Below are 23,512 nucleotides of genomic sequence, written 5' to 3' on the forward strand. Positions count from 1 at the left end.
GGCCCGGGGAACCCCGGACCGGCTCTGATGATCGGGACAAATCGTCTTACTTGGCGGGAACCTGGATTTCCTCGCCGACCCGCAGATGGTGCGGGTTCGGGCTGCCATTGGCTTCCGACAATTTGCGCCATTCGGCGCCGTCGCCGTAGAAGGTCTTGGCGAGATCCCAGAAGGTATCGCCGGCAACGATGACATGGGTCGAAGGCGTTGCCGGTGCGGAGGCTGCCGATGGAGCCGGCGTAGCAGGCGCTGGGGTCGGTTCGGCAGATGGAGCTGGGGCTGCGGGTGCAGGGGCTGCGGGAGCCTGCCCTGCGGAAGGAGCAGGTGCCGCCTGCGCGATTTCAGTGATGCGGCCGTCCGTATAAGGCTTATAGGGCGAGTGCGCGGCAATATATTCGGCTGTCACGTCGGCCAGGTCCGGACCGTAGTCATAGGCATTCTGGCCGTCTTTGAAGGCGACATAGCCATCGCCGCCGGCGCGCATGAAGTTGTTGGTGGCGACGCTATAGGTCTTGGCATTGTCGATCGGCACGAAATTGCTGCCATCCTTGACCTGCACATCGCTGACGCGGCTGCCGACCGGCTTCGACTGGTCGAAGGTGAATTTCAGACCGGCGACCTGCGGGAAACGGCCGGCACCCTGGTCGATCTGGCTGACGCCGTTTTCGAGCGCCTTGACGATATCGGCACCGGTCAGCTGGAAGGTTGCGAGCGTGTTCTGGAAGGGCAGCACGGTGATGACTTCGCCCTGGGTGACGTCGCCGCCGTCGATGGAGGCGCGCAGGCCGCCGCCGTTCTGGATGGCAATGGTCACGCCCTGGTTCTTGCTACGGTCGAGGATGGCATCGGCCACCAGATTGCCCATCGAGCATTCCTTGACGCGGCAGACCTTGCGGTCGCCCTCGATGGGGCCTTCGGAGGAGCCGATCACCTTCTTGCGCAGGTCGTCTATCGGCTTTGCCAGTTCGACAATGCGTGCCGCGACAGCCGGATCGGGCGTGAAGGAAGAATCGATCAGGATAGGATCGCCCTTGGCCTCCTTGACGACGCCGTTGTCATCGAAATTGACGACGAGATCGCCCAGATATTTGCTGTAGGAGGCTGCCTGCACCACCGGCACCTTGTACCCGCCGGGATTGTCGACCATCGTCGGATAGGGGCCTTCGGCCTTCGGATCGGTGTTCGACAGCAGGCTGTGCGAATGGCCGCCGACGACCACGTCGACGTCGGGGATCTTGGCGATCATCGCGAGATCGCGCGGGTAGCCGACATGGGTGAGCGCAATGATCTTGTTGACGCCTTCGCCCTTCAGTTTCTGAACCTCTGCCGTGATGCTCTGGACGTCATCGGCAATCGTCACGTTCGGGCCGGGCGAGGAAAGCTCCGGCGTGTCATTGGTGACTGCACCGACGATACCGATCTTCTGGCCGCTGACATCAAGCACGAGAGAAGGCTTGACGCGGTCGCCAAGCTTGGAGGCAGCACTTGCCTTGACATTGGCGGTGACGACGGGGAATTGCACCTTGTCGAGGAAGGTTGCGAGCCCATCCTCGCTGTCGTCGAATTCATGATTGCCAACCGTCATGGCGTCGAACTTCATGAGGTTCAGCATTTCGGCTTCAGCCGCGCCCTTGTAGGTCGTGTAGAACAGCGAGCCCTGGAAGTTGTCGCCGGCGTTGAGCAGCAGCACGTTCTTGCCCGTCAGGCCCTCGCGTCGCTGGTCGATGGCGGTCTTCAGACGGGCGGCGCCGCCGAAGCATTCGTTCTTGCCTTCCTCCTCGGCCGAGCAGGTGGAGTCGAACTTGTTGATCGATTCAATGCGTGAATGGAAATCGTTGATATGAAGAATATTGAGTTCGTAATCCGCGAAAGCGGCGCCTGTGCTCAGCGCCAGCATGGACGCGGTCAAAAGACCGAAGCTGAAAGACTTCGTCATCCCTGTTCTCCTGATTAAGGGCGAAGATCCCCCTGATCCTCGCCAACCCCTTCCATAGTCAGCCGGGGTGCTTTCCCGGCATGCGGATGTTCCATCAGACGATGCACCGCCGCAAGGGAAAGCTGGGCCAGGAGAGCCGCTTTCCAAGGGGGAACCGGGCAAAAAAGCCGACTGGTTATCCCACGCATTCTCCGGCGGCAGCGTTTCGGTAGAGTTCGTGCATCGCCTCTGCAATATTCGGAAATGTGGCGAGCGCGATGATCAAGCAAAGAAGGGAAACGATGCGGTGAAAGCGCCGGCCGGCCCGATAGGCAAGGACTGCGCCTGCGCCGTAGATCAGGACTGCCGGCACGGCGAAGATCAGCACTTGCAGCGGCCCGTCGCAATCGGGGGCGGCGATACCTTGGGCACTATAGACATTAGCCGGCAAAATGACCGCAAGTGCGGCAAGCGGCGTTGCTAGCAACAGGACGAGGTAACCGGCGAAAGCCCGCATGGTGCTTAGCCTTCACCCCATCTACTCTTTTCAGCTGCGGCGGGTCAGGACGAACTGTGCGCCGGCATCCGAGGTGCAGTTCAGCTGGCTCGTGGTGACGAGCGAGCAATTGACCTTCGACTGAGTGTTGCGCACCAGCGAGGTCATGTTGATTTCCACCAGCGACGGGGAGGTCTTGATATAGGTCCCGGAGGCCAGAAGCTGGTTGCTGTCGGTCGTGCGCGTCGTGAAGGTGCCGCCCTGGAAGGTGGAGACGATGCCGTTCGGATCGGCCCAGGTCCCTTCGACACCGGCAGGAGCGGGTGCTGATGCGACGGGAAGGGGGCGCGGGCCGGAAACACAGGCGGCAAGAGCTGCCGATGCAACCGCAAGAACGAGACCAGTTCTGACTTTCATAAGGCTTCTCCCGGCGAATCTAAGCGGAAGCTTTCCGCGACAGTCCGCCAAAAACATGGCGCGGGCCTTCCGCGAAGGCAAGCCTTCGACGGAGGTCGGCCGGCATTTAGACAGCAGGCGTTACAAAAATGCCCGCCTAACAGCGGGCATCTTCGAAAGCGTTAGGCAGGGCTCAGCGAACGAGGATGTTCTTGAACTGCCACGGATCCTTGGTGTCGATGTCTTCCGGGAACAGGCCCGGGCGACCGTCGAGCGGGGTCCAGTCGGTGTAGTGGCCTTCGACCGGGCCGAGATAGGGCAGCTGCACTTCGAGGCAGCGCTTGTAATCCATCTCGTCGGCTTCGACGATGCCGGCCTTCGGGTTTTCAAGAGCCCAGACCATACCGGCGAGAACGGCAGAGGTTACCTGCAGGCCGGTTGCATTCTGGTAGGGCGCGATGCGGCGGGTTTCTTCCAGCGACAGGCGCGAACCGTACCAGTAGGCGTTCTTGTCGTGGCCGTAGAGCAGTACGCCGAGCTCGTCGACACCATCGACCAGCTCGTTCTCGTCGAGAACGTGGAGGACCGGCTGCGCCTTGCCGCCGTTGCCGAACATCTCATGCAGCGACAGAACGGCGTCGTTGGCCGGATGATAGGCATAGTGGCAGGTCGGACGATAGGAGACGTCGCCGTCCTTGTCCTTCACCGTGAAGAAGTCGGCGATCGAGATCGACTCGTTGTGGGTGACGAGGAAGCCATATTGCGGGCCGGGCGTCGGGCACCAGGTGCGTACGCGGGTGTTGGCGCCGGGCTGCTCCAGGAAGATGGCGGCCTTGGAGCCCTTCTTATGCTTCTTGGCGTTCTTCGGCATCCAGTTTTCGTGGGTGCCCCAGCCGAGTTCTGCCGGCTGCAGGCCTTCGGAGATGAAGCCTTCGACCGACCAGGTGTTCCAGAAGACGTTGAGCGGCTTCGGATGGATGGTGCGCTGGGTATCGCGCTCGGCGATGTGGACGCCCTTGACGCCGACCTTCTTCATGAGCTTTGCCCATTCTTCGCGGTCGTCTTGGCCCGGCTCATCGAACTTGAGGCCCATATCACGGGCAAGGTTCAGGAGCCCCTGCTTGACGAACCAGGAAACCATGCCCGGATTTGCGCCGCAGGTGGAAACGGCAGTGGTGCCGCCTGGGTTCTTGGCCTTTTCCTTGCGAACGGTTTCGCGCAGCGCATAGTTGGTGCGCTCCTCGTTCTTCATGTCCTTGTCGAAATAGAAGCCGAGCCAGGGCTCGACGACGGTATCGATATAGAGCACGTCAAGTTTGCGGCAGAGCTTGATGATGTCGAGCGACGAGGTGTCGACCGAGAGATTGACGCAGAAACCCTGGCCTTCGCCTTCGGTCAGGAGCGGCTTCAGCAGCTCCTTGTAGTTGTCCTTCGTCACATGCGCCTGGATGTGCTTGACGCCGTGCTTTTCCAGAATGTGGGCATCGTCCGTGCGCGGGTCGATGACAACCATCCGGCTCTTGTCGAATTTGAAGTGGCGCTCGATCAGGGGCAGCGTGCCGCGGCCGATGGAGCCAAAGCCGATCATGACGATCGGACCGGTAATTTCGCCATATACCGGATAGTTCTGTTCCGTCATTCTTTTCTCCTATTGGAAGGGAACGAAGGCTTTCAGCCTAAAGAATTCATGTGAAAATGCCGCGAAGCTCGCGAGGTGACCGGCTCTAATCACAAAATGGCGTCACAATAAAGAGTGTTCCCCCGCAAAGGTTAAATATCGGGGCTGCAAAGTGCCCGCAATTTCCGCACGAGTTCCGTCCGCTGCAGGGGCAGCCCTTTGTAGGCGACCTGCCGGTCATCGAGCGCTTCCAGTTGATCGGCAAAGCTTGATGCGAGTTTCCGCGCCTGTGGATGCCGGGCAATGACGGTGACCGGATCGATATAGATGCGGATGGTGAAGAGAATGTCGCCCGAGACAGGCAGCTTGCGAAGGGTCTGGCGCTCGACGCGGACGAAACGCTCTTCAAGCGTGAAGGCCTCGGCGTAAGGCGGCCGGCGATGTTTCGAGACGGGAAGGAAGAGATCATCAGTGGTGTTGACCGACCAGTTCAGCCGCTCCACCGGCTGGGCGCTCTGCAGGCTGTCGAATATGCGGGCAATCAGTGTGGCATTGCGCGTGCCTTCGCCGAAGCCCGGCACATCTGCGTGGATCTCGTGCATCGGCCGGCCGAATTTCTCATGTAGAGACCACGAGGAGGGAAAGGCGACATGGGCGGCAACGAGGTGCCAGCCATCGGCCTTGCGGCGCATCAGAACGAGATCATCCTGGATGAGCGAACCAGCCTTGAAGAGAGGCGGCAGATCGGAAGTATCCTGCCGGAGCATCGCCGGATGCCGATCGGCAAGGTGAGCGAGGAGAATATTCAGTGCCTCCTGCTGGGCTGCTTCCGTCCCATCCTCTGCGACGAAGATGTCGTCGAGGCGCTTGCCTGCCAGCCGCGCCTTCTCCTCGAGGTAGCGGTTGAGATCGTCGTCGGGCTCGATCCATCTGATAGGATCGAGTGGCATCAGGCCGATCGTGAAGGGCCGGGCCGAGCCGTCATAGGGTGTATAGGTTGGGGGCGTGTAGGTCGGACGTTTCATCGCCGTTCCTTTCGGGACTGATAAGCAGCCGGCGCGGTTTGCGACTCAGCGTTTCAGGATCTCCAGCCCTTCGGTCACCGTCGTCAGCGCGACTTCGGTGATCTCATATTCGGCGACGCCATGGATGGTGAAGGGATCGGCGGCCACATAGGCTTCAATCTCCGCGCGCTCGCCAACGGCGAGAACGACCCCGCCGGTACGTGGTACCTTCCTGCCGGAAGCGAGGAACCAGCCCTTCGCATATCCTTCCTTTACCCAGGCCATGTGCGGCTCCATGTGCTTGTCGGCCTCTTCATTGGGCTTCATATAGGTCAGGGAGAGGATCAGCATGGTCAGTCCTTTTGCAGCGTGGCGCGGATCAGGCCGCGTAGCGAATTTCCAACGTAAAGCGTACCCTTGTCCAGATCACCGAGCGTGATGCGGCCGACGCGGGCCTTGCGCTGGCAGATGAGCTCGGTGCGCAGCACGCCGGCGAGCAGGCCGCAGGAGATCGGCGGTGTCCTGAGAATGCCGGAGCCGTCATCAAGGAAGACAGACGTGATGGTTCCCTCGCAGACGTCCTGCCGCTCGTTGAGCAGGATGACTTCATCCGCTTGCTGCGGCGTGAACTCGGCGCGCGCCGCTTCATACACAGCCCGGCATGTGGTCTTGATACGCAGCAGCTTGTCGGTGGAATCGAGATGCGTGCCGGCGATACGGAGTTTCCAGACTGTGTCTTGCGGCAGCGGCGTGAAGGGCGCGGTGGTAATATCGATCCGGCCCTGGCCGTCGAACGTCAGCCTGACACGGCGCGGCTCCTTGTCATCCCTTACCGCATCTTCCAGCTTCGCGACCACATCTATCGGCTCGGGAAAACCGATGCGACGGGCGGAGCGGGAGAGGCGGGCGAGATGAAGGCGCAGGCGAATGAACCCTTCGTCCGGTTGCCAGCGCAGGGTTTCGATCAGCGAAAAATTGCTCATCGGGCAATCCATTGGTCGCCGACGGCGAAGCGCGCCTTGAGCAGGCATTCCTCATATTCGGCTTCATCAGTGGAATCGAAGACGATGCCGCCGCCGACATTGAAGACTGCTTTGCCGCCGTCGAAGAGCGTCATGGTGCGGATGGCAACGGAGAAGCGCATGGCGCCGTCGGGCGCGATCATGCCGATTGCGCCGCAATAGGCATCGCGCGGACCATCCTCGAGGTCGTGGAGGATTTCCATGGCGCGGATCTTCGGCGCGCCGGTGATCGAGCCGCAGGGAAAGAGGGCGGCGAAGATGTCGCGGATGGAAAGACCGGGCAGGAGCTTTGCCTGAACATGGCTGACCATCTGGTGGACGGTCGGATAGGTCTCGATTTCGAAGAGTTTTGGAACTTCGAGCGTGCCGACTTCGGTGATGCGCGAGACATCGTTGCGCAGGAGGTCGACGATCATGCGGTTTTCCGCTTGCGTCTTGATGTCGGCCTTCATGGCTTCAACGATTTCGGCATCTTCGGCCGGCGTCGCACCGCGTTTGGCCGTACCTTTCATCGGATGCGTCTCGATCCAGCCATCTTCGTCGGTGCGGAAAAACAGTTCCGGTGAGCGGGAAAGAATGATGGGACCGCCAAGATTCGCAAATGCGCCGTATTTAACGGGCTGGCGGTCGATCAGCGACCAGAAGGCGGCCAGCGGATCGCCGCTCCAGCGGGCTTCGATCGGCATCGTCAGGTTGGCCTGATAGATATCGCCGAGGCGCAAATGCCGGTGGAGGCGTTCGAAACGCTCTTTATATATAGCGAAGTTCCAGGCTGCCTTTGGTGCGGTCAGGAATTCCTCGTTTTCGTGGCGCTGCCGTGGCCTTGCGAGAGGATGATCGTCTGGCTGCGGCGCATCGAAGACGCCGAACAGCAGCAGCGGTGTCTCGCGGTTCTCTTCCGCAAAGGGGGCAAGCTTTTCTTCGAAGAGATGGCCGGCCTCATAAGAGATGTAACCGGCAAGCCATTTGCCGGCCTGTCGCGCTTCTTCCATCCGCTTGAGCGCCGGCAGGAATTCCGCCTTCGTGCGGGCGATGATCATGTTTGCCGGGCCGGCGAAGAGCATGACTTCGCCGGTCGTGTCGTCCCGGAACAGGATGAAGGGTTCGGACGCTGCCATTGCCTTTCCAGCGAAGCCGCGGTTTGGGCGGTCTTATGCCTTGTCCAGGGCCTCGAGTTCGTCGATCAGGCCTTCGATCATCGACAGGCCCTTGCTCCAGAAGGAAGGATCGGTTGCATCCAGACCAAAGGGCTTCAGCAGTTCAGAATGATGCTTGGTGCCGCCGGCCTTCAGCATCTCGAAATACTTGTCCTGAAAGCCCTTCTCGGCCTTCTGATAGACGGCATAGAGCGAGTTCACCAGGCAGTCGCCGAAAGCATAGGCGTAAACATAGAAGGGCGAATGGATGAAGTGGGGGATATAGGCCCAATAGGTCTCATAGCCCTCGGAAATTTTGATCGCCGGGCCAAGGCTTTCCGACTGGACGGAAAGCCAGAGTTCGCCGATGTCGTCGGCGGTCAGTTCGCCGGCCTTGCGGGCGGTATGAACCTTACGCTCGAACTCGTAGAAGGCGATCTGGCGCACGACCGTATTGATCATGTCCTCGACTTTCTGGGCAAGCATGGCCTTGCGCTCGCGCTTGTCGGTCGTCCGGTTGAGCAGTGCGCGGAAGGTCAGCATCTCGCCGAAGACGGAAGCGGTTTCGGCAAGCGTCAGCGGCGTCTGGCACATGAGGGCGCCTTGCGCGCCGGCAAGAACCTGATGCACGCCGTGGCCGAGTTCGTGGGCGAGTGTCATCACATCGCGCGGCTTGCCCATGTAATTGACGAGCACATAGGGATGGGCCGACGGAACGGTCGGGTGCGCGAAGGCGCCAGGCGCCTTGCCGGGGCGAACGGGGGCGTCGATCCACTGTTCGTCAAAGAAGCGCTTGGCGATTTCAGCCATTTCCGGCGCGAAATTGCCATAGGCGGACAGCACCGTGTCCCTGGCTTCGGACCAGGAGATGATGGCACCAGAGGTTTCCGGAAGCGGCGCATTGCGGTCCCAGAAGTTCATCTGCTCCATGCCGAGCCATTTCGCCTTCATCTTGTAATAGCGATGCGAAAGGCGCGGATAGGCTTCCTTGACGGCCGCAGCGAGAGCATCGACCACTTCGCGCTCGACGCGGTTCGCCAGATGGCGGCTGTCGGCGATATCTTCGAAGCCGCGCCAGCGATCGGAGATATCCTTGTCCTTGGCGAGCGTGTTGGTGATCAGCGTGAAGGTGCGGATATTGGTCTTGAAGGTTTCGGCGAGCGCCATTGCCGCCTTGCGGCGCACTTCCGGATCCTTTTCCTGCAGCATGTTCAGCGCCACTTCGAGCGGCAGCTTCTCGCCGTCGATCTCGAAGCGCAGCTCCGCCATCGTCTCATCGAAGAGACGGTTAAAGGCGGCAGCTGATGTCATCGATTTTTCGAGGAAGAGCTGCTCAAGCTGATCTTCGAGCTGGTAGGGCTTGTCCATGCGCAGGTCGACCAGCCAGGGGCGGTAATGGCCGGCAAGCGGATCGTTCGCCATGCAGGCATCGATCACTGCGTCGTCGATGCGGTTGAGTTCGAGAGCGAAGAACAATAGGCGGCCGGAATAGTCGGTAAGCTTGGCCTGGACGTCGCCATAGAGCTTGCCGTTTGCCGGGTTGGACGTATCCGAGAAATAGGTGAGGCCGGCGAAAGAGCCGAGGCGGCCCATGATATCGTCGAGCGCCTCATATTCCTTCAGCGCCTGGCCGATGCCTTCCTCGCCCTTCTTGGCGGCGGCTTCGGCAAGTTTGCCCTTCCATTTGTCTTCGAAAGCGGAAGCGGCCTTGCCGGCCTTTTCCATATCGGCGACGAAGGCGGTGGAGGTGGCCGAGGGGTAGAGATCCTGCAGCCGCCAGGAGGGAAGCTCGCCCAGAGCCGGGTCCGATGCTGCAGCCGAAGCCGTTGCCGAAAGGTGAAGATCGGCGTGCGCAAGCATATGTCTCATGGGGCGGTTCCTCTTCCTCTTTTATAACAGGTCTGACTGTCTAAGCGCCGCAACGCCTGTCAGCAAGGGTTTTTCGGTGCGAAAAAGGCCCTGTTACGGCACGAAAACTGCCTGTCGCAATCGTTAAAATGCAATTGTTTCTCAAAACAGGATGTTCAAGCCTTTCTGTCAGAGTGCGCTCTATGGTTTCGCATGAAGTGAGGCGACAATGACCGGTTACAATGAGCTCAAAGGGGCAGGGCAGATCCTTGTGGTCGAGGACGATCCCGTGCAGCGCCGTCTGCTCAAGAACGCGATCGAGCGTAGCGGCCATGTGGTGCATCAGGCCGAAAACGGCCGCATCGGGCTGGAGATGGTGAAACGCGATCCCGGCCTTTTCAATGTCATCGTGCTCGATTTGATGATGCCGGAAATGACCGGCCTCGAATTCCTCGAAGCGCTGCATGATTTCGGCACCCAGATCCCGGTCATCGTCCAGACGGGGCAGGGCGGCATCGAAACGGTCGTGCAGGCCATGCGCGCCGGCGCCTTCGATTTCGTCGTCAAGCCGGTTTCGCCAGAGCGCATCAATACGTCGATTTCCAATGCCATGAAGCTCGACCAGCGTGAGGTGAAGGCCCGTACCGGCCGCCGTTCACGCTCGGGCTCCGTCGGCTTCGACGACATCGTTTCGGCAAGCCCGGCAATGATCCGCGTCATCGATCTGGCGCAGCGCGCCTCGCAGTCCAACATCCCGGTCGTGCTCGAAGGCGAATCGGGTGTCGGCAAGGAGTTGGTGGCACGTGCCATCCAGTCGGGGGGCGATCGCGCGACCAAGCCGTTCGTGACGGTCAATTGCGGCGCCATTCCGCACAATCTCGTCGAAAGCATCCTCTTCGGTCACGAAAAGGGTGCGTTTACCGGCGCGACCGAAAAGCATATCGGCAAGTTCATGGAAGCCGATGGCGGCACCATCTTCCTCGACGAAATCGGCGATCTGCCGCTCGAAGTGCAGGTGAAGCTGCTGCGCGCCGTTCAGCAGGGCGAGATCGAGACCGTCGGTGCGCGCACTGCGCACAAGGTCAATGTTCGCCTCATCTCGGCGACGAACAAGGATCTGATCGAAGAGGTCAAGAACGGCCACTTCCGCGAAGACCTCTACTATCGCCTGAACGTCTTCCCGATCACCATTCCGGCGCTGCGCAAGCGCAAGGAGGACATTCCGCATCTGGTGCGCGTCTTTGCCGAGCGCTTTTCCAGCGAGCAGAAGAACGGCCGCCGCATGACGGTCAACGCTGGCACGCTGGCATTGCTGACCGCCTATGACTGGCCTGGCAATATCCGCCAGCTCGAAAACGCGATCTTCCGCGCCGTCGTGCTTGCCGAAGGTCCGGAGCTGACTGAAGCGGACTTCCCGCAGATCGCCGCCCAGCTTCCGAACTACGAAGTCGTGGATCATCTGGCGCTCGTTGCGGACAATTCCCACCTCGATCCTGACGCGGAATTCCCCGAGGATTATCAGGCGGAATCAGTCGCCGAGACGATGCGCCGCGGGACCGAGGCTTCCGATAACGCGATATCGAGCGTCAATCAGTCCGGTGATGTCAGGCGTCTTGCCGATGTTGAGGAAGAACTGATTCGTTTTGCCTTGAAATTCTACCGAGGACAAATGAGTCAAGTGGCAAGAAAGCTAGGTATCGGGCGATCCACACTTTACAGAAAGCTCAAGGACTACGGCATCGACCCCGATAATCCTCAGAAAGATGCGGCATAGGCGCCTTTTTATTAAGAATAAGGCAACCACATTTGGTTACCGTCCATAAACCACTTGTTAGCAGCTCGTTCACTCTATAAAGAAAAGGTTGATCATGTGTGGCATTTTTGCCATCGTGTGACCGCATTTGACAGCCATTTGAGACAGCATTGGACATTGACTGTCTGACGGGGATCGAGTTGCAGAATCTGAATGGGAATACCAAGCTTTCGCGCTTGAGTTGGCGTTTGTGCGCCAAGATTGGCGGAAAGGCAATTAGGACGGCAGCGGCCGCCCTCATTGCACTCGCGGTTTCCTCACCGGTATTCGTTAGCACACCGTCTCAGGCTGCCGGGGACACCCGCAGCCTGAAGCTCTATTTCATCCATACCGGCGAAAAGGCTGTCATCACCTACAAGCGCAACGGCAAGTTCGACCCCAAGGGTCTCGAGCAGCTCAACCGTTTCCTGCGTGACTGGCGCAAGAATCAGCCGACGAAGATGGACCCGCGTCTCTTCGACCTCATCTGGGAAGTTTATCGCCAGTCCGGCTCCAGGGATTACATCAACGTCGTCTGCGGTTTCCGCTCGCCGGCCACCAACGAGATGCTGCGCGGTCGTTCGCGCAATTCCGGTGTCGCCGAAAAGAGCCAGCATATGCTCGGCAAGGCGATGGACTTCTTCATTCCCGACGTGAAGCTCGCCACGCTGCGCGGTATCGGCATGAAGATGCAGGTCGGCGGCGTCGGCTTCTATCCGAAGTCCGGTTCGCCTTTCGTGCATATGGATGTCGGTGGCGTTCGCGCCTGGCCGCGCATGAGCCGTGACGAACTGGTCAGGCTCTTTCCTGACGGCAACACCATTCATATTCCTGCCGATGGCAAGCCGTTGCCGGGCTACCAGCAGGCAATGGCCGATTACAAGCGCCGCATGGCGAACGGCAGCCAGATCATGATGGCCAGCGCCGGCGCTTCCGTTTCCGATGACGAACCTCGCAAGCAGAAGACGCTGTTTGCCTACCTCTTTGGCGGTGGCGCAGACGAGGAAGAGGATAATTCGGAGGATAGCACACCGGTGGCTGTCGCCAAGGCAACGCCGCCGAAGGCTGAGGCTGTCCCGGCAGTTGATGAACCTCAGCCGCAGACGGAAGTGGCAAGCGTGAATGCACCGGTGCCGCAGGTCCGCCCGGCCTTCAGCAATCAGCTTGCCGGCAACGAGGTTGCCAATGCCCTGGTGCCGCCGTCTGCAGGTAACGCTGCCCAGCAGGCCCTTGCCGCCATGCCGGCTGGCCAGCCGCAGGAACCTGAGCATTTCGCCGATCTCAGTGGTTACAGCATTCCGGTTCCGTCGCTCCTTGGGCAGCGTCGTGCGCCGGGTGATGCTGAACTTGCCTCTGTCGATCCGAGCCTGATGTCGACGGGCGTTCCGACCCCAGCCGAACGTCCGGCCGTTGCCGAGAACCTGCTTGCTGCACAGAATGCCAATCCTGATGCGGATGAAGACGCGGCTGATCAGGATACGCTTTCGCCCGCCATGGCGGCGGCGCTCGCAAAGCAGCAGGATCAGAGCGGTGGTGCTGAGGTTGCTATGAACGTATCTTCCGAGCCGCAGACCGTGGAGCAGGCAATCAATGCCGCCGCCCCGAAGAACCCGCCGGCACTCGACAAGCCGCCGCTGCAGCTTGCGGCACTTGTTCCGATGACGAAATCCGCAAGCTTTGCTGCTGCTCCCGCGGCGCCGAAGCCCGTCACCGTCGACAGCCCGGTCGCGCAGGGTCTTCCCACCAAGGGTGGTCGTCCGACCAAGCAGGAAGCGGTGGCCGCCGACGAAAGCCGCCAGACGGTGCGTACCGAGCCGAAGCTGACCCAGAAGATGATCTCGCAGTGGGCTCTTACCAATGCGCGCCTGGAAATGGCGTCCAAGAAGGTGCAGGCTCCGCGCTTCGTCAGCCAGGAGCTGCGCGCCCAGCCAACCTCGGTCTATGCCGAAGGCTTCCAGAAGACTGCTTCGATCGATCCCGGCCGCTTCAGCGGTACGGCTGTCAATTTCATGGAAGTGCGTAAATTCAATACGCGCTGATCCACCCATATTCTGAATAAGCAAAAGCCGCTGGATCGTCTCCGGCGGCTTTCGTTTTTGGGCTGGAGGCACGGCGAAAATCGGCGCTGGTACTTTGATGAGATCAAAAGAAAAGCCGCCGAAACGGCGGCTCTCTGAAAATGCGGTTGGATGATCCTCAGCCTTCCGGCGGGGATTCGATCATGCCGAGGGCATGCAGGTAGGTATCGAGGATCGCATCTTCTTCCATGCGTTCCTGCTCGTCCTTCTTGCGGAGCGCAACGACCTTCTTGAGGATCTTGGTGTCGAAGCCCATGCCCTTGGCTTCGCCATAGACGTCCTTGATGTCGTCGGCGATGGTCTTCTTTTCTTCTTCCAGGCGTTCAATGCGCTCGACAAAAGCGCGAAGCTGATCGCGGGCGACGCCATGTGCATCAGACATCGTGTTCTCCTGATTTCGGGATATGCATTCGGGTTGCCAGTGACTGCCGCGAAGTGCCGCCAGCGTCAAGACGATTTGAGAGCGGGTGGACTATTTGTGCGGGTTGTTCACCTCAAAAGTCGCCTTTTGCACAGGCGATGCTTCCGTCTGGTGGATGTTCTTCCAGTCTTCGTAGGGCATGCCGTAGACGATCTCGCGCGATTCGTCCTTCGTCATAGTGACGCCTTCGGCTTCCGCAGCTTCGCGGTACCAGTTGGACAGGCAGTTACGGCAGAAGCCGGCGAGATTCATCAGATCGATGTTCTGCACGTCGGTCCGTTCGCGAAGATGCGTGATGAGCCGGCGGAAGGCGGCTGCCTCGAATTCCGTCTGTTGTTCCTTGCTGAGCGTGGTCATGGGCCAAGTCCTTTTCACTCAATAGGGGCCTGTGCGTGAGGCGTGCACGCTGTATGCATGCAGGGCCGGATCGGCGTTCATCTCCGCAAAGACAGGTGCCAGGCGCGCCGCCCATTCCTCGATGCCGGCCTCGTTGCCGATGAGGTCCTGGCGTACTTCCAGGAGTGCGTGCGGAATGCCCGTCATCATGCAATGACGATACATGGTGTCACCCTTCAGGGCGCCGTCATAGGGTTCGTTATCACCGACGACGAGATCGGGATCGGCTCGCAGTTTGTCAAGCAATGGGGCGACGGCGCGGTGGTCGCTATCCCAGAGCACTGCCGCATGCCAGGGGCGGGGAACATCCTTCCAGGCAGGTGTGAAGGAGTGGAGGGACAGTACCAGCGGCGCCTTGCCGGTCGCGTTCGCCACCCTATCGATCGTCTCCGACACAGCATTGTGATAGGGTCTGTGGAAGGTTTCGATCCGGTAGTTCCACTCCTCCTCGGTCATCGGATGGTTGCCGGGGATGATGGCGCCGTCGGAGATTTTCATGATCAGCGTCGGGTCGTCCTCGCCGCGGTTGGGGTCGATCAGCAGGCGCGAAAAACCACCGAGCACGCCCGGCACGCCCAGCTGTGCACACAGCTTGCGGACAAGGCCCTGAATGCCGATGTCATAAGCGATGTGCCTGGAGAAGGCACTTTCCGGCAGGCCGAGCCGGCCATATCGTTCGGGCAGACGGTTCATGGCATGATCGCCGAGGATCACCATGCCTTTGTCATGTTGGCCGGATAGGATTTCGAAGGATTGGAAGTGATCCATCAGGAAATTGCCAATTGTCATTTCGTGTATTCGCCCAGTGATTGCATGCGCGTTCCGGCGGTTCAAGCGTGATGGGCAGACCAACGCGACAAGATGCGCCCGATGGGCGGTTATGAAAGGAAATATAATCGATTAGCATTGCGTTGACTTTCGCCTGATGGCGGCGCAAGAAGACACGGATAACGAATAACCGTGGAGCTATTTGGGAGCCGTGTTGATCCAAGCCGCGCCAAGTTTCCTCACGCGGTCCGGGCCGCTTGCCCGTCTCGCATTGTTCGCTCTTGCAGCCGTCTCGCCGTTCTTCATTGCCGATGCCGCGCGTGCGGATTTCCGTGTATGCAACGGTACGCAAAATCTGGTTGGCGTTGCGATCGGATATAGAGCGAAGGACGGCTGGGTTACGGAGGGTTGGTGGCAGGTGCCGGCAACGACCTGCGCCACGCTGATCGAGGGAGAGTTACAGTCGCGTTATTATTACCTCTACGCAGAAGACGCCGCCCGGGGAGGCCGATGGACGGGTGACGTGCAGATGTGCGTGGCGGAAAACGAATTCAAGATCACGGGTGTGCAGGACTGCTACGCCCGGGGTTATCAGAAAATGGGATTCAAGGAATATGATACGGGCCGCCAGGGAAGCTGGATGGTTCAACTCTCCGACACCCCAGGGACGCAAGAAAGCCAGAATTGATGAAGCGTAACCGCAAAGTTAAAATCCTCGCCACCCTCGGCCCCGCCTCCTCCGAGGAGTCGATGATCGAGAAGCTGCACCAGGCGGGTGCGGATATCTTCCGCATCAATATGAGCCATGCGAGCCATGACGTGATGCGCACGCTCGTGCAGCGCATTCGCGCCGTCGAAGCCCGCTCGGGCCGGCCGATCGGCATTCTGGCTGACCTGCAGGGTCCGAAGCTTCGCGTCGGCAAGTTTGCCGATGTCAAGGTGGAGCTGAAGCCCGGCCAGACATTTACGCTCGACAACAACGATACCCCCGGCGACAACACCCGCGTGTTCCTGCCGCATCCTGAAATTCTCGAAGCCGTTCAGCCCGGTCATCGCCTGCTGATCGATGATGGCAAGCTCGCTCTGCGCGCCGAAAAGTGCGACGGCAAGAGCATCGTCACGACCGTCATTGCCGGCACCAGCATTTCCGACCGCAAGGGTGTCAGCCTGCCCGATACGCTGCTTGGCGTGGGCGCGCTGACCGACAAGGACCGTGTCGACCTCGACGCGGTTCTGGCGACCGACGATGTCGACTGGGTGGCGCTCTCCTTCGTCCAGCGTCCCGACGACCTCGCCGAAGTGCGCAAAATCGCCCGTGGCCGCGTCGGCATCATGTCGAAGATCGAGAAGCCGCAGGCGCTGGAACGCATCGAAGAAATCATCGAGCTTTCCGACGCGCTGATGGTCGCCCGTGGTGACCTCGGCGTCGAAATGCCGCTCGAAGCCGTTCCTGGCATCCAGAAGCAGCTCATCCGCTCCTGCCGCCGTTCGGGCAAGCCTGTCATCGTCGCCACGCAGATGCTGGAATCGATGATCTCTTCGCCGGTTCCGACACGCGCCGAAGTTTCGGACGTTTCGATCGCCGTCTTCGAAGGTGCTGACGCGATCATGCTGTCGGCCGAATCGGCTTCCGGCGCTTATCCGGTCGAAGCCGTCTCGATGATGGCCTCGATTGCGAGCACCGTGGAGAAGGATCCGCACTATCCGGGCATCATTTACGCGCAGCGCGCCCAGCCGGAAGCAACCGGCGCCGACGCTATCTCGCTTGCCGCCCGCCAGATCGCCGAGACGCTGAAGCTGTCGGCTATCGTCTGTTACACGTCTTCCGGCACGACCGGCCTGCGCGCCTCGCGCGAGCGTCCGCAGGTGCCGATCATCGCTCTGTCGCCGATCATCAAGACGGCGCGCCGTCTGTCCGTCGTCTGGGGCATGCATTGCGTCGTCACGCATGACGCGACCGACCTTGACGACATGGTCAACCGCGCCTGCCGCATCGTTGCGGCAGAAGGTTTCGGCAAGCCGGGCGATCGCATCATCATCTCCGCTGGCGTGCCGCTCGGCACACCGGGCGCGACCAACATGCTGCGTATCGCCTATATCGGCTCCGACGGCCAGAGCGGCATCTGATCGTTTTTAGGCTTGAAAATGCAAAGCGCTCCTCGAAAGAGGGGCGCTTTTTGTTTTCGATTTTGCCTTGGGTGCCTCAGCCGCCGGAGAGGTGACCGACGCGATAGATCTGATTGGTGCCTGAGGCGGGCGGGGCTTCCGCGGAAAGGCCGAAACGCACCATCGTCCAGTCATGCGGATCGAAGGCAGCGATGCGGGCGAGCACATATCTGTCGCCGGCTTCCTGCTTTGCCAGATCAATCTCCTGCTGCCGTAAGTCGGGCAGAGAGACATCCGGTTCGATAGGGAGGTGTTCGCTGTAAGCAAAGCGGGCGTTGGCGAGGTCCGGTGAGACATGCGCATGCCAGACGATCCAATGGCGAATGCGCGGCCGGCCGAAGGCGTCTGTCAGCGCGGCAAAGCCGGGGCCGCAGATGAAGTTGCTGGCGCCTTCCGGCTGGTCCCAGAGATAAAAAGGCGCGTACAGATTTTCCCGGCTCCCGAACTCGCCCCGGCGAGCGCTCAGAAAGGCCTTGAAACCGAGATGCGGGAAGCCGTCCATCGCCGGGCCCTTGTCGCGGATGCGGCGATGGATGATCTCGATGTCGTAATCTGCAGGCAAGGTGAAGGAATATTGCATGGCCATCATGGCTGTCTCTCCTCATACCAGTCAACGAAGCGTCCCTTCTCAAAACCCTGGATGCTGAGATAGCCGAAAGGGCTGTCAGCTGTCGCCCCGTGCCAGTGAAGCTCGTTCGGGGCGAACCATATTGCATCGCCGGTTCTGACTTCCTCGACAGGTTCACCCTTCCGCTGCACGAGACCGACGCCGGAGAGGACATAAAGAAGCTGGCCGCGCGGATGCGTATGCCAGTGTGTGACGGTACCGGGATCGAGGGTTGCGCGCATGGCGGTGTTCTCGCCATCGATCTCACTGTCGAGCAGCATTTCGACCCAGAAGGGCGCATTCGAAACGCCTTCGGGAGAACGGATCGCACTGCCGGGACGGCGGATCGTCATCGTCCTCGGATTGGCGGTGCTCATGCCGGAACTCCCCTGGCGCGTGATTCCCATCCGGGTTCGGCCATCTGTGCCAAGCCGTCGCCAAAAGACCATTCGTCCGGTTCGCTGGTCGATATGACGATCATCACGTCTTCCGGGCGCATGCCGGGGGATTGCTGCAATAGTTCGACGGCTCGGCGGAAGAGAGCCTTGCGCATTTCCGTCGAGCGCGGCTTGCCGGTCGTGATCGAAATCAACACGAAATCATCCGAGCGCGGACCGGCAAGGTAATTGCGGTCGAAGATCAGTTCGCCCGGCTCATGCTGGTGGATGATCTGGAAGCGGTCGGCCGGCGGCACATTGAAGGTCTCGACCATGGCCTTGTGGATGCTGTCCGAGAGTGCACGCAGATAGTCAGGCGATTTGCCCTTCAGAAGGGAAATGCGAGCGAATGGCATTGGTGGCCTCCTTGTTCTTTGTCTTGACAGGAGAAGCATGCCACGACACCATGGTGCGGAAAATCAGAATTTTATGGATTGATCATCCTAAAAATCGGGATCGTGAAATGCGACGGATTACGTTCGATCTGGATGTGCTGAGGACGTTCGCGACCGGCATGGATCTCGGCAATTTCGCTAAGGCAGCGGATCGTCTGGGGCGCTCGACCTCGGCGGTCAGCGCGCAGCTTAAGAAGCTGGAGGAGCAAGCCGGCACGCCGATTTTCCGCAAATCCGGGCGCGGACTGGCGCTAACGGAAGCCGGAGAGACGATGCTTGCCTACGCCCGGCGATTGCTCGATCTGAACGACGAGGCAGTCGCTGCGGTGCAGAGTGTCGAGCTCGAAGGCTGGGTGCGGCTCGGCCTGCAGGAGGACTTCGGTGAGGACTTGCTACCCGAGGTGCTCGGACGCTTTGCTCGGGCGCACCCGAAGGTGCGGATCGAAGCGCGTGTGGTGCGCAATGCCGAGCTTCTGGAACGGGTGACGACGGGGAAGCTCGATCTTGCGCTCGCCTGGAGCAGCGGCACTTTGACCGCCCATTGCGAGCATATTGCCGATGTGCCGATGCGCTGGATCGGCCCGACGAATGGCTTGCCGGCATGGGCGGCTGGAAGCGGCGAGCCGATGCCGCTTGCCTCGCTTGAGGCGCCCTGCCTGCTCAGGAATGCCGCGACGAAAGTGCTGGACGAGGCCGGCATCTCCTGGCGCCTGTCCTTCGTCAGTCCAAGCCTCGGCGGCCTCTGGGCGGCAACCGCTGCAGGGCTGGGTATTACGGTGCGCACACCTGTCGGGCTGCCTGCCAAGGTGCGAATGCTGGCGTCAGGCGAAGCCGGCCTGCCGGAATTGCCTGACCTGGGACTGGTCTTGCATCGAGCGGAAGCGGAGCCGGATGCTGCAACGAGCCGGCTGGCGGAATTGGTGCTGCAGTCAGTGCACGAGGCAGTGCGAGATATTTCTATTTCATCCGATCAGGAGAAGGCGTTGCGGAGGTTCGGGTGAAGTGTTGACGCTTCCTGCTGAAGCCGATAGCCTTTCATCACTATGAAAATGATCGCTCTCAACATCGCTACGGTCTTCTTCTTGAGCCTCTAAGGCTCTGCCCTCGGGCAAAGGAAGATGCGGCCGCTTCACCAGCCTGCTGGCTGGTGCGTTGCCGTGGACTGTAACCACCCTGCATCCGGCCGATTGACAATGCCGGCAGGGTCTGGCGATAAAGAGATATCTCATGACATCTACTGGTTACCCGCCGGCGCTCAGCGCCGCGCAGATCGAGCAATTCATCGAAGACGGCTTCGTGCGGATCGATGATGCTTTTCCCCGCGACGTGGCCGCGGAAGCCCGCGCCATCATGTGGCGCGACATTCCCTTCGATGCCGACGATCCGAAAAGCTGGGTGCAGCCGGTCGTCCGGCTTGCCGGCTATGGCGGTGGGCCGTTCGAAAAGGCGGTCAACACGCCTGTGCTGCATTCGGCTTTCGATCAGCTCGTCGGCAAGGGACGCTGGGAGCCGCGCAGCGGTCTTGGCAGTTTTCCGGTCCGATTTCCGCATCCGGATGACCCTGGCGATGCCGGCTGGCATGTGGATCTGAGCTTTCCGGGAGAGGATGGAAACCCAGGCGAGCAGCGGGATTTTTCCGCCTGGCGGGTCAATGTCAACTCGCGGGGACGGGCGCTCCTGATGCTCTTCCTGTTCTCGGATGTCGGCGAAGAAGACGCGCCGACGCGTATCCGGGTCGGATCGCATAAGGATGTCGCAAAGATGCTGGAGCCAGCCGGTGAGGCTGGCATGGCGCATCTGTGGCTGGAGCATATCGGCGAGGACAGGCTGCTTGCTCTGGCGACGGGGCAGGCGGGCACGGTTTATCTGTGCCATCCGTTCCTCATTCATGCGGCGCAGATGCATCGCGGCAAGGAGCCGCGCTTCATGGCACAGCCGGGCCTCGCGCCTTCGGAGCTGCTGAAGCTTCTGCGTGAGGATGGCGCCTACTCGCCTGTCGAAATCGCCATCCGCAGGGCGCTTCAGCAAGGTTGAGGCGTGTCGCAAAACCGCTGCACAGGTTTGCGCGGCACGATTGACGTGGAGGGGGTTGCTTCGTATCGAACCCCCTCCACTTCAGGTAACCTCCTCCACAAGATGTCCGGATTCAAGAAGAGGGCGCTCTTTGTATGTCCGAAATTGACGCTCAATGCTCTCGGTGGAGGGGGTTCACGTTCAAATGGAGGGCGTGGAGGGGGTTACCCCATCCAGCTCAAGTGATTGATATATATATATTTAAATTGAGTGGAGGGTGTGGATGGGGTTATTTGTTCAAACCTGCCGGAAGCCACTTATGTCGGTACTCAACGTGGCTGTATAGCAGTGCTTACGGCTACTCTTGGAAAACGCACCGAACCCCATCCACCCCCTCCACCTCCGCCGCGACCAGAGAGGGTGCATTCGGCTTTGCCTGTCACATCACGCCTGCATTTCCTGTTGTGCCGCCCGGCGGATTGCCTGTGGCGGCTGGCCGAAGGCGCGCAGGAAGGCGCGGCGCATGCGCTCGCGATCGGCAAAGCCGGTTTCGCGGGCGACGGTATCGATCGGATGGCGGCCCTGCTCCATCATCAGACGGGCCGCCTCCAGCCGCAGGTTCTCGACCGCTTTTGCTGGCGACTGACCCGTTTCGGCGCGGAAGGCACGGCTGAACTGGCGAGGGCTCAGATGAGCGGCCTCGGCCAGCTCCTCCACAGAGAGGGTGGATTTCAGATTGCTGCGTGCATGCGCAAGCGCCCTCTGGATACGGTCCGACTTAGGCTCCAGCTCGAGTAGAGCAGAGAATTGCGACTGGCCGCCGGCGCGACGATGATAGACGACCAGCTTGCGGGCAACGGCGCGGGCGATTTCCAGGCCATGATCCTTCTCGACCATTGCCAGCGCCAGATCGACGCCCGCCGTCATGCCCGCCGAGGTCCAGACGGAACCGTCGATGATATAGATGCGGTCTTCCTCCATCCGGATCTCGGGGTACCGGCTCTGCAGTTCGCGGGCGAGGTACCAGTGGGTGGTGGCGCGGCGGCCATCAAGAACACCGGCATCGGCAAGCAGGAAGGCGCCGGTGCAGATCGAGGCGAGGCGGCGGACAGCGGGGAGGGCGGCGCGAATGAAATCCGCCTCGGCTTCGTTCGGCAGCTTTATGTCAGGCGCGCCGGCGACGATCAGTGTGTCGAAACCGGGATCGCCGAAGGCTTCGGTCTCGACGATCATGCCCAGTGAATTGGCGATGGGACCGCCGGTCTCCGAGAGATAATGGATGTCGTAGACTTTCTCGCCGATCTCGAGATTGGCGAATTCGAAGGCCGAGACGGCAGCAAGGCTCATGATCTGGAAACCGGGAAAAAGCAGGAAGCCGATTTGCTGCATGGTCATCATGTCCAGAAAAGTGGATGTCTTAAAAGGTGGTGTATATGACATTTAGGACATCGGCAATCGGGCGTAAAACTCTCCTCAAGCGCAAGGCAATCGGGCTGGCGCACCAAATGGAGAAACGATCATGGCACAAGAACATAAGGGTACGGCGCTGGTCACAGGCGCCTCTTCGGGCATCGGCGCGATCTATGCACACCGGCTGGCGAAGCAGGGCTACAATCTCATTCTCGTCGCCCGCAACGGTGAGCGGCTGAAGGCGCTGGCAAGCCGGCTGACCGATGAGACGGGCCGAACCGTCGAGACGCTGTCCGCTGATCTCGGCAAGAAGGACGATCTTGCCAAGGTCGAGAAGGTGCTGAAGGAAGATCAGAGCATTACCGTGCTTGTCAACAATGCCGGCTTCGGCGGCACGGCGCCGCTGCTCGCGTCCGACGTCGACAAGATGCAGGAAATGATCGAGCTCAACGTGACGGCATTGACGCGGCTGACCTATGCGGCAGTGCCAGGCCTCGTTGCCCGTGGTGGCGGCACAATCATCAACATCGCCTCGATCGTCGCAATCGCGCCAGAAGTCCTGAACGGTGTCTATGGCGGCAGCAAAGCCTTCGTGCTCGCCTTCAGCCAGTCGCTGAAGCACGAGCTTGCCGACAAGAATATCCGCGTTCAGGTCGTGCTGCCGGGTGCCACGGCGACCGAATTCTGGGGCATTGCCGGCACGCCGGTCGAGCACCTGCCGGGTGAAATCGTCATGTCGGCGGAAAACATGGTCGATGCTTCGTTGGCAGGTCTTGCCGCGGGAGAATTTGCGACGATCCCGGCGCTTGAAGATGCCGGCTTGCTTGCTGCCTATGAACAGGCTCGCCAGGCGCTGATGCCGAACCTGTCACGTTCGGCTCCGGCTGCGCGCTACAAGATCGCCTGAAGACGATCGATAGCGAAGACATCGTCCGCGGCAGGTTGCTGCGGACGATGTTTTCTATTGGGGGAGATCCGAGCGGAAGGCCGCTGCGACATTGTCAGCGAGGCGATCGTGGATAGCGGTCCGACTCGTTCCCTGGGGATCGTCACAGAGAGGCTCTTCACCTTCTTCCCTAAGGATGGCGGCGCCCGACGGCTTGCATTCACTGAAGGCGCTGTATTGCGAAGTGTCGCCCAGAAGATCGTAGTGCGCGTTGGGTATAGCGTCCTTCAGGCCTGACGCGCGCAGCCCAGGCCAGATGCTCGCCGGCATACCGAGATTGATGAGGCGGACCGGGATCGATATGCGCTTGAGGCTGTCCCGTGAGAAATTCACGCCGAATTCGGGATCGATGACAACGGCCGCCTTCACCCGCGGATCGAGATGAGAGCGAGCGATATTTTGCGGATCGATGGAATGAAGATCGATGCCGGCGCCGGCGAATTCGGCGCAGTCGACGCCTGTGCCACCGGGGTCGCAGGAACGCGCGAAGCTTTCCGGATCGAGGCGGCCGCCTCCGAGGGAGAGTGCTGACGTTCCGCCGACAAGGAAGCCCAGCACGCCGACGCGGTTGCGGTCTATCTCGACAGACAATGTGCTGCGCTTCTCGATCGCCGTCAGGGCAGCGGAGAGATCGGCAGGGCGCAGCCA

At 60.5% G+C, this 23,512-nt stretch carries 23 protein-coding genes and 1 pseudogene; 7 read left to right on the forward strand and 17 right to left on the reverse strand.

The window, feature by feature from the left end:
• Positions 1–46: 46 nt before the first annotated feature.
• From PMI11_RS25160 to PMI11_RS25200, 9 genes are all read right to left on the reverse strand, one after another.
• The gene (locus tag PMI11_RS25160; RefSeq protein WP_007822850.1) at positions 47–1,936 is read right to left on the reverse strand and encodes a bifunctional metallophosphatase/5'-nucleotidase; all 1,890 of its coding nucleotides are present in this window, start codon (positions 1,934–1,936) and stop codon (positions 47–49) included.
• A 175-nt stretch (positions 1,937–2,111) separates the two neighbouring features.
• Positions 2,112–2,432 (reverse strand): hypothetical protein, encoded by a 321-nt coding sequence (locus PMI11_RS25165; RefSeq protein ID WP_007822851.1) that lies wholly within the window; start codon positions 2,430–2,432, stop codon positions 2,112–2,114.
• A 30-nt stretch (positions 2,433–2,462) separates the two neighbouring features.
• Positions 2,463–2,828, reverse strand: coding sequence for an outer membrane lipoprotein Omp10 (gene omp10, locus PMI11_RS25170; protein WP_007822852.1), 366 nt, complete (start codon positions 2,826–2,828; stop codon positions 2,463–2,465).
• 172 nt (positions 2,829–3,000) lie between these two features.
• Positions 3,001–4,446 carry a homospermidine synthase gene (locus PMI11_RS25175; RefSeq protein WP_007822853.1) on the reverse strand — a complete coding sequence of 482 codons (1,446 nt, stop codon included), beginning with the start codon at positions 4,444–4,446 and terminating at the stop codon, positions 3,001–3,003.
• Positions 4,447–4,577: 131 nt separating this feature from the next.
• Positions 4,578–5,450, reverse strand: coding sequence for a heme-dependent oxidative N-demethylase family protein (locus PMI11_RS25180; RefSeq protein ID WP_007822854.1), 873 nt, complete (start codon positions 5,448–5,450; stop codon positions 4,578–4,580).
• A 45-nt stretch (positions 5,451–5,495) separates the two neighbouring features.
• Complete coding sequence (locus PMI11_RS25185) at positions 5,496–5,780, reverse strand: YciI family protein (RefSeq protein WP_007822856.1); 285 nt, start codon at positions 5,778–5,780, stop codon at positions 5,496–5,498.
• 2 nt (positions 5,781–5,782) lie between these two features.
• Entirely contained in the window at positions 5,783–6,412 is a 630-nt protein-coding gene (locus PMI11_RS25190; protein WP_007822858.1) for an aminotransferase class IV family protein, read from the reverse strand.
• Positions 6,409–7,569, reverse strand: a complete 1,161-nt coding sequence (locus PMI11_RS25195; protein ID WP_007822860.1) for an aminodeoxychorismate synthase component I — start codon at positions 7,567–7,569, stop codon at positions 6,409–6,411. The genes PMI11_RS25190 and PMI11_RS25195 overlap by 4 nt, the downstream gene beginning before the upstream one ends.
• A gap of 33 nt (positions 7,570–7,602) precedes the next feature.
• Positions 7,603–9,456, reverse strand: a complete 1,854-nt coding sequence (locus PMI11_RS25200; RefSeq protein ID WP_007822863.1) for a M3 family oligoendopeptidase — start codon at positions 9,454–9,456, stop codon at positions 7,603–7,605.
• Between the two features lie 208 nt (positions 9,457–9,664).
• On the opposite strand from PMI11_RS25200, the gene PMI11_RS25205 reads away from it, so the two are divergent.
• Positions 9,665–11,209 carry a sigma-54-dependent transcriptional regulator gene (locus PMI11_RS25205; RefSeq protein WP_007822866.1) on the forward strand — a complete coding sequence of 515 codons (1,545 nt, stop codon included), beginning with the start codon at positions 9,665–9,667 and terminating at the stop codon, positions 11,207–11,209.
• A gap of 179 nt (positions 11,210–11,388) precedes the next feature.
• Positions 11,389–13,266 (forward strand): DUF882 domain-containing protein, encoded by a 1,878-nt coding sequence (locus PMI11_RS25210; protein ID WP_037072104.1) that lies wholly within the window; start codon positions 11,389–11,391, stop codon positions 13,264–13,266.
• Positions 13,267–13,423: 157 nt separating this feature from the next.
• Here PMI11_RS25210 and PMI11_RS25215 read toward each other — a convergent pair whose 3' ends face one another.
• The 3 genes from PMI11_RS25215 to PMI11_RS25225 form a co-directional block, all read right to left on the reverse strand.
• The gene (locus PMI11_RS25215) at positions 13,424–13,687 is read right to left on the reverse strand and encodes a DUF2312 domain-containing protein (RefSeq protein ID WP_007822869.1); all 264 of its coding nucleotides are present in this window, start codon (positions 13,685–13,687) and stop codon (positions 13,424–13,426) included.
• 90 nt (positions 13,688–13,777) lie between these two features.
• Positions 13,778–14,083 carry a DUF1244 domain-containing protein gene (locus PMI11_RS25220; protein WP_007822870.1) on the reverse strand — a complete coding sequence of 102 codons (306 nt, stop codon included), beginning with the start codon at positions 14,081–14,083 and terminating at the stop codon, positions 13,778–13,780.
• Positions 14,084–14,101: 18 nt separating this feature from the next.
• Complete coding sequence (locus PMI11_RS25225; RefSeq protein WP_037072106.1) at positions 14,102–14,890, reverse strand: N-formylglutamate amidohydrolase; 789 nt, start codon at positions 14,888–14,890, stop codon at positions 14,102–14,104.
• A gap of 202 nt (positions 14,891–15,092) precedes the next feature.
• Here PMI11_RS25225 and PMI11_RS25230 point away from each other — a divergent pair, with 202 nt between their 5' ends.
• Positions 15,093–15,578 (forward strand): DUF1036 domain-containing protein, encoded by a 486-nt coding sequence (locus PMI11_RS25230; RefSeq protein ID WP_085990566.1) that lies wholly within the window; start codon positions 15,093–15,095, stop codon positions 15,576–15,578.
• A complete protein-coding gene (pyk, locus tag PMI11_RS25235; RefSeq protein ID WP_007822873.1) occupies positions 15,578–17,017 on the forward strand; it encodes a pyruvate kinase in 1,440 nt (479 codons plus the stop codon). The genes PMI11_RS25230 and pyk overlap by 1 nt, the downstream gene beginning before the upstream one ends.
• A gap of 76 nt (positions 17,018–17,093) precedes the next feature.
• On the opposite strand, the gene PMI11_RS25240 is transcribed toward pyk, so the two are convergent.
• From PMI11_RS25240 to PMI11_RS25250, 3 genes are read right to left on the reverse strand one after another with little or no spacing between them, the layout of a single operon-like run.
• On the reverse strand, positions 17,094–17,645 hold the full coding sequence (locus tag PMI11_RS25240; protein ID WP_007822874.1) for a DUF4865 family protein: 552 nt from the start codon (positions 17,643–17,645) through the stop codon (positions 17,094–17,096).
• Positions 17,642–18,040: a cupin domain-containing protein gene (locus PMI11_RS25245; protein ID WP_007822875.1), complete on the reverse strand. Its 399-nt coding sequence runs from the start codon at positions 18,038–18,040 to the stop codon at positions 17,642–17,644. Before PMI11_RS25245 ends, PMI11_RS25240 begins: the two co-directional genes overlap by 4 nt.
• Positions 18,037–18,456: a tautomerase family protein gene (locus PMI11_RS25250; RefSeq protein ID WP_007822876.1), complete on the reverse strand. Its 420-nt coding sequence runs from the start codon at positions 18,454–18,456 to the stop codon at positions 18,037–18,039. The genes PMI11_RS25245 and PMI11_RS25250 overlap by 4 nt, the downstream gene beginning before the upstream one ends.
• A gap of 107 nt (positions 18,457–18,563) precedes the next feature.
• Here PMI11_RS25250 and PMI11_RS25255 point away from each other — a divergent pair, with 107 nt between their 5' ends.
• A complete protein-coding gene (locus PMI11_RS25255) occupies positions 18,564–19,496 on the forward strand; it encodes a LysR substrate-binding domain-containing protein (protein ID WP_007822877.1) in 933 nt (310 codons plus the stop codon).
• A gap of 226 nt (positions 19,497–19,722) precedes the next feature.
• Complete coding sequence (locus PMI11_RS25260) at positions 19,723–20,529, forward strand: phytanoyl-CoA dioxygenase family protein (protein WP_007822878.1); 807 nt, start codon at positions 19,723–19,725, stop codon at positions 20,527–20,529.
• A 423-nt stretch (positions 20,530–20,952) separates the two neighbouring features.
• Here the strand turns inward: PMI11_RS25260 and PMI11_RS25265 are convergent, their stop codons facing one another.
• Entirely contained in the window at positions 20,953–21,897 is a 945-nt protein-coding gene (locus tag PMI11_RS25265; protein ID WP_007822880.1) for a GlxA family transcriptional regulator, read from the reverse strand.
• A 130-nt stretch (positions 21,898–22,027) separates the two neighbouring features.
• Between PMI11_RS25265 and PMI11_RS25270 the strand changes: the two genes are divergently transcribed.
• On the forward strand, positions 22,028–22,825 hold the full coding sequence (locus PMI11_RS25270; RefSeq protein WP_007822882.1) for an SDR family NAD(P)-dependent oxidoreductase: 798 nt from the start codon (positions 22,028–22,030) through the stop codon (positions 22,823–22,825).
• Positions 22,826–22,879: 54 nt separating this feature from the next.
• Here the strand turns inward: PMI11_RS25270 and PMI11_RS25275 are convergent.
• Positions 22,880–23,512 (reverse strand): annotated as a pseudogene (locus PMI11_RS25275) (dienelactone hydrolase); the annotation flags it as partial.

The organism is Rhizobium sp. CF142 (assembly GCF_000281145.1).
GTDB lineage: Bacteria > Pseudomonadota > Alphaproteobacteria > Rhizobiales > Rhizobiaceae > Rhizobium.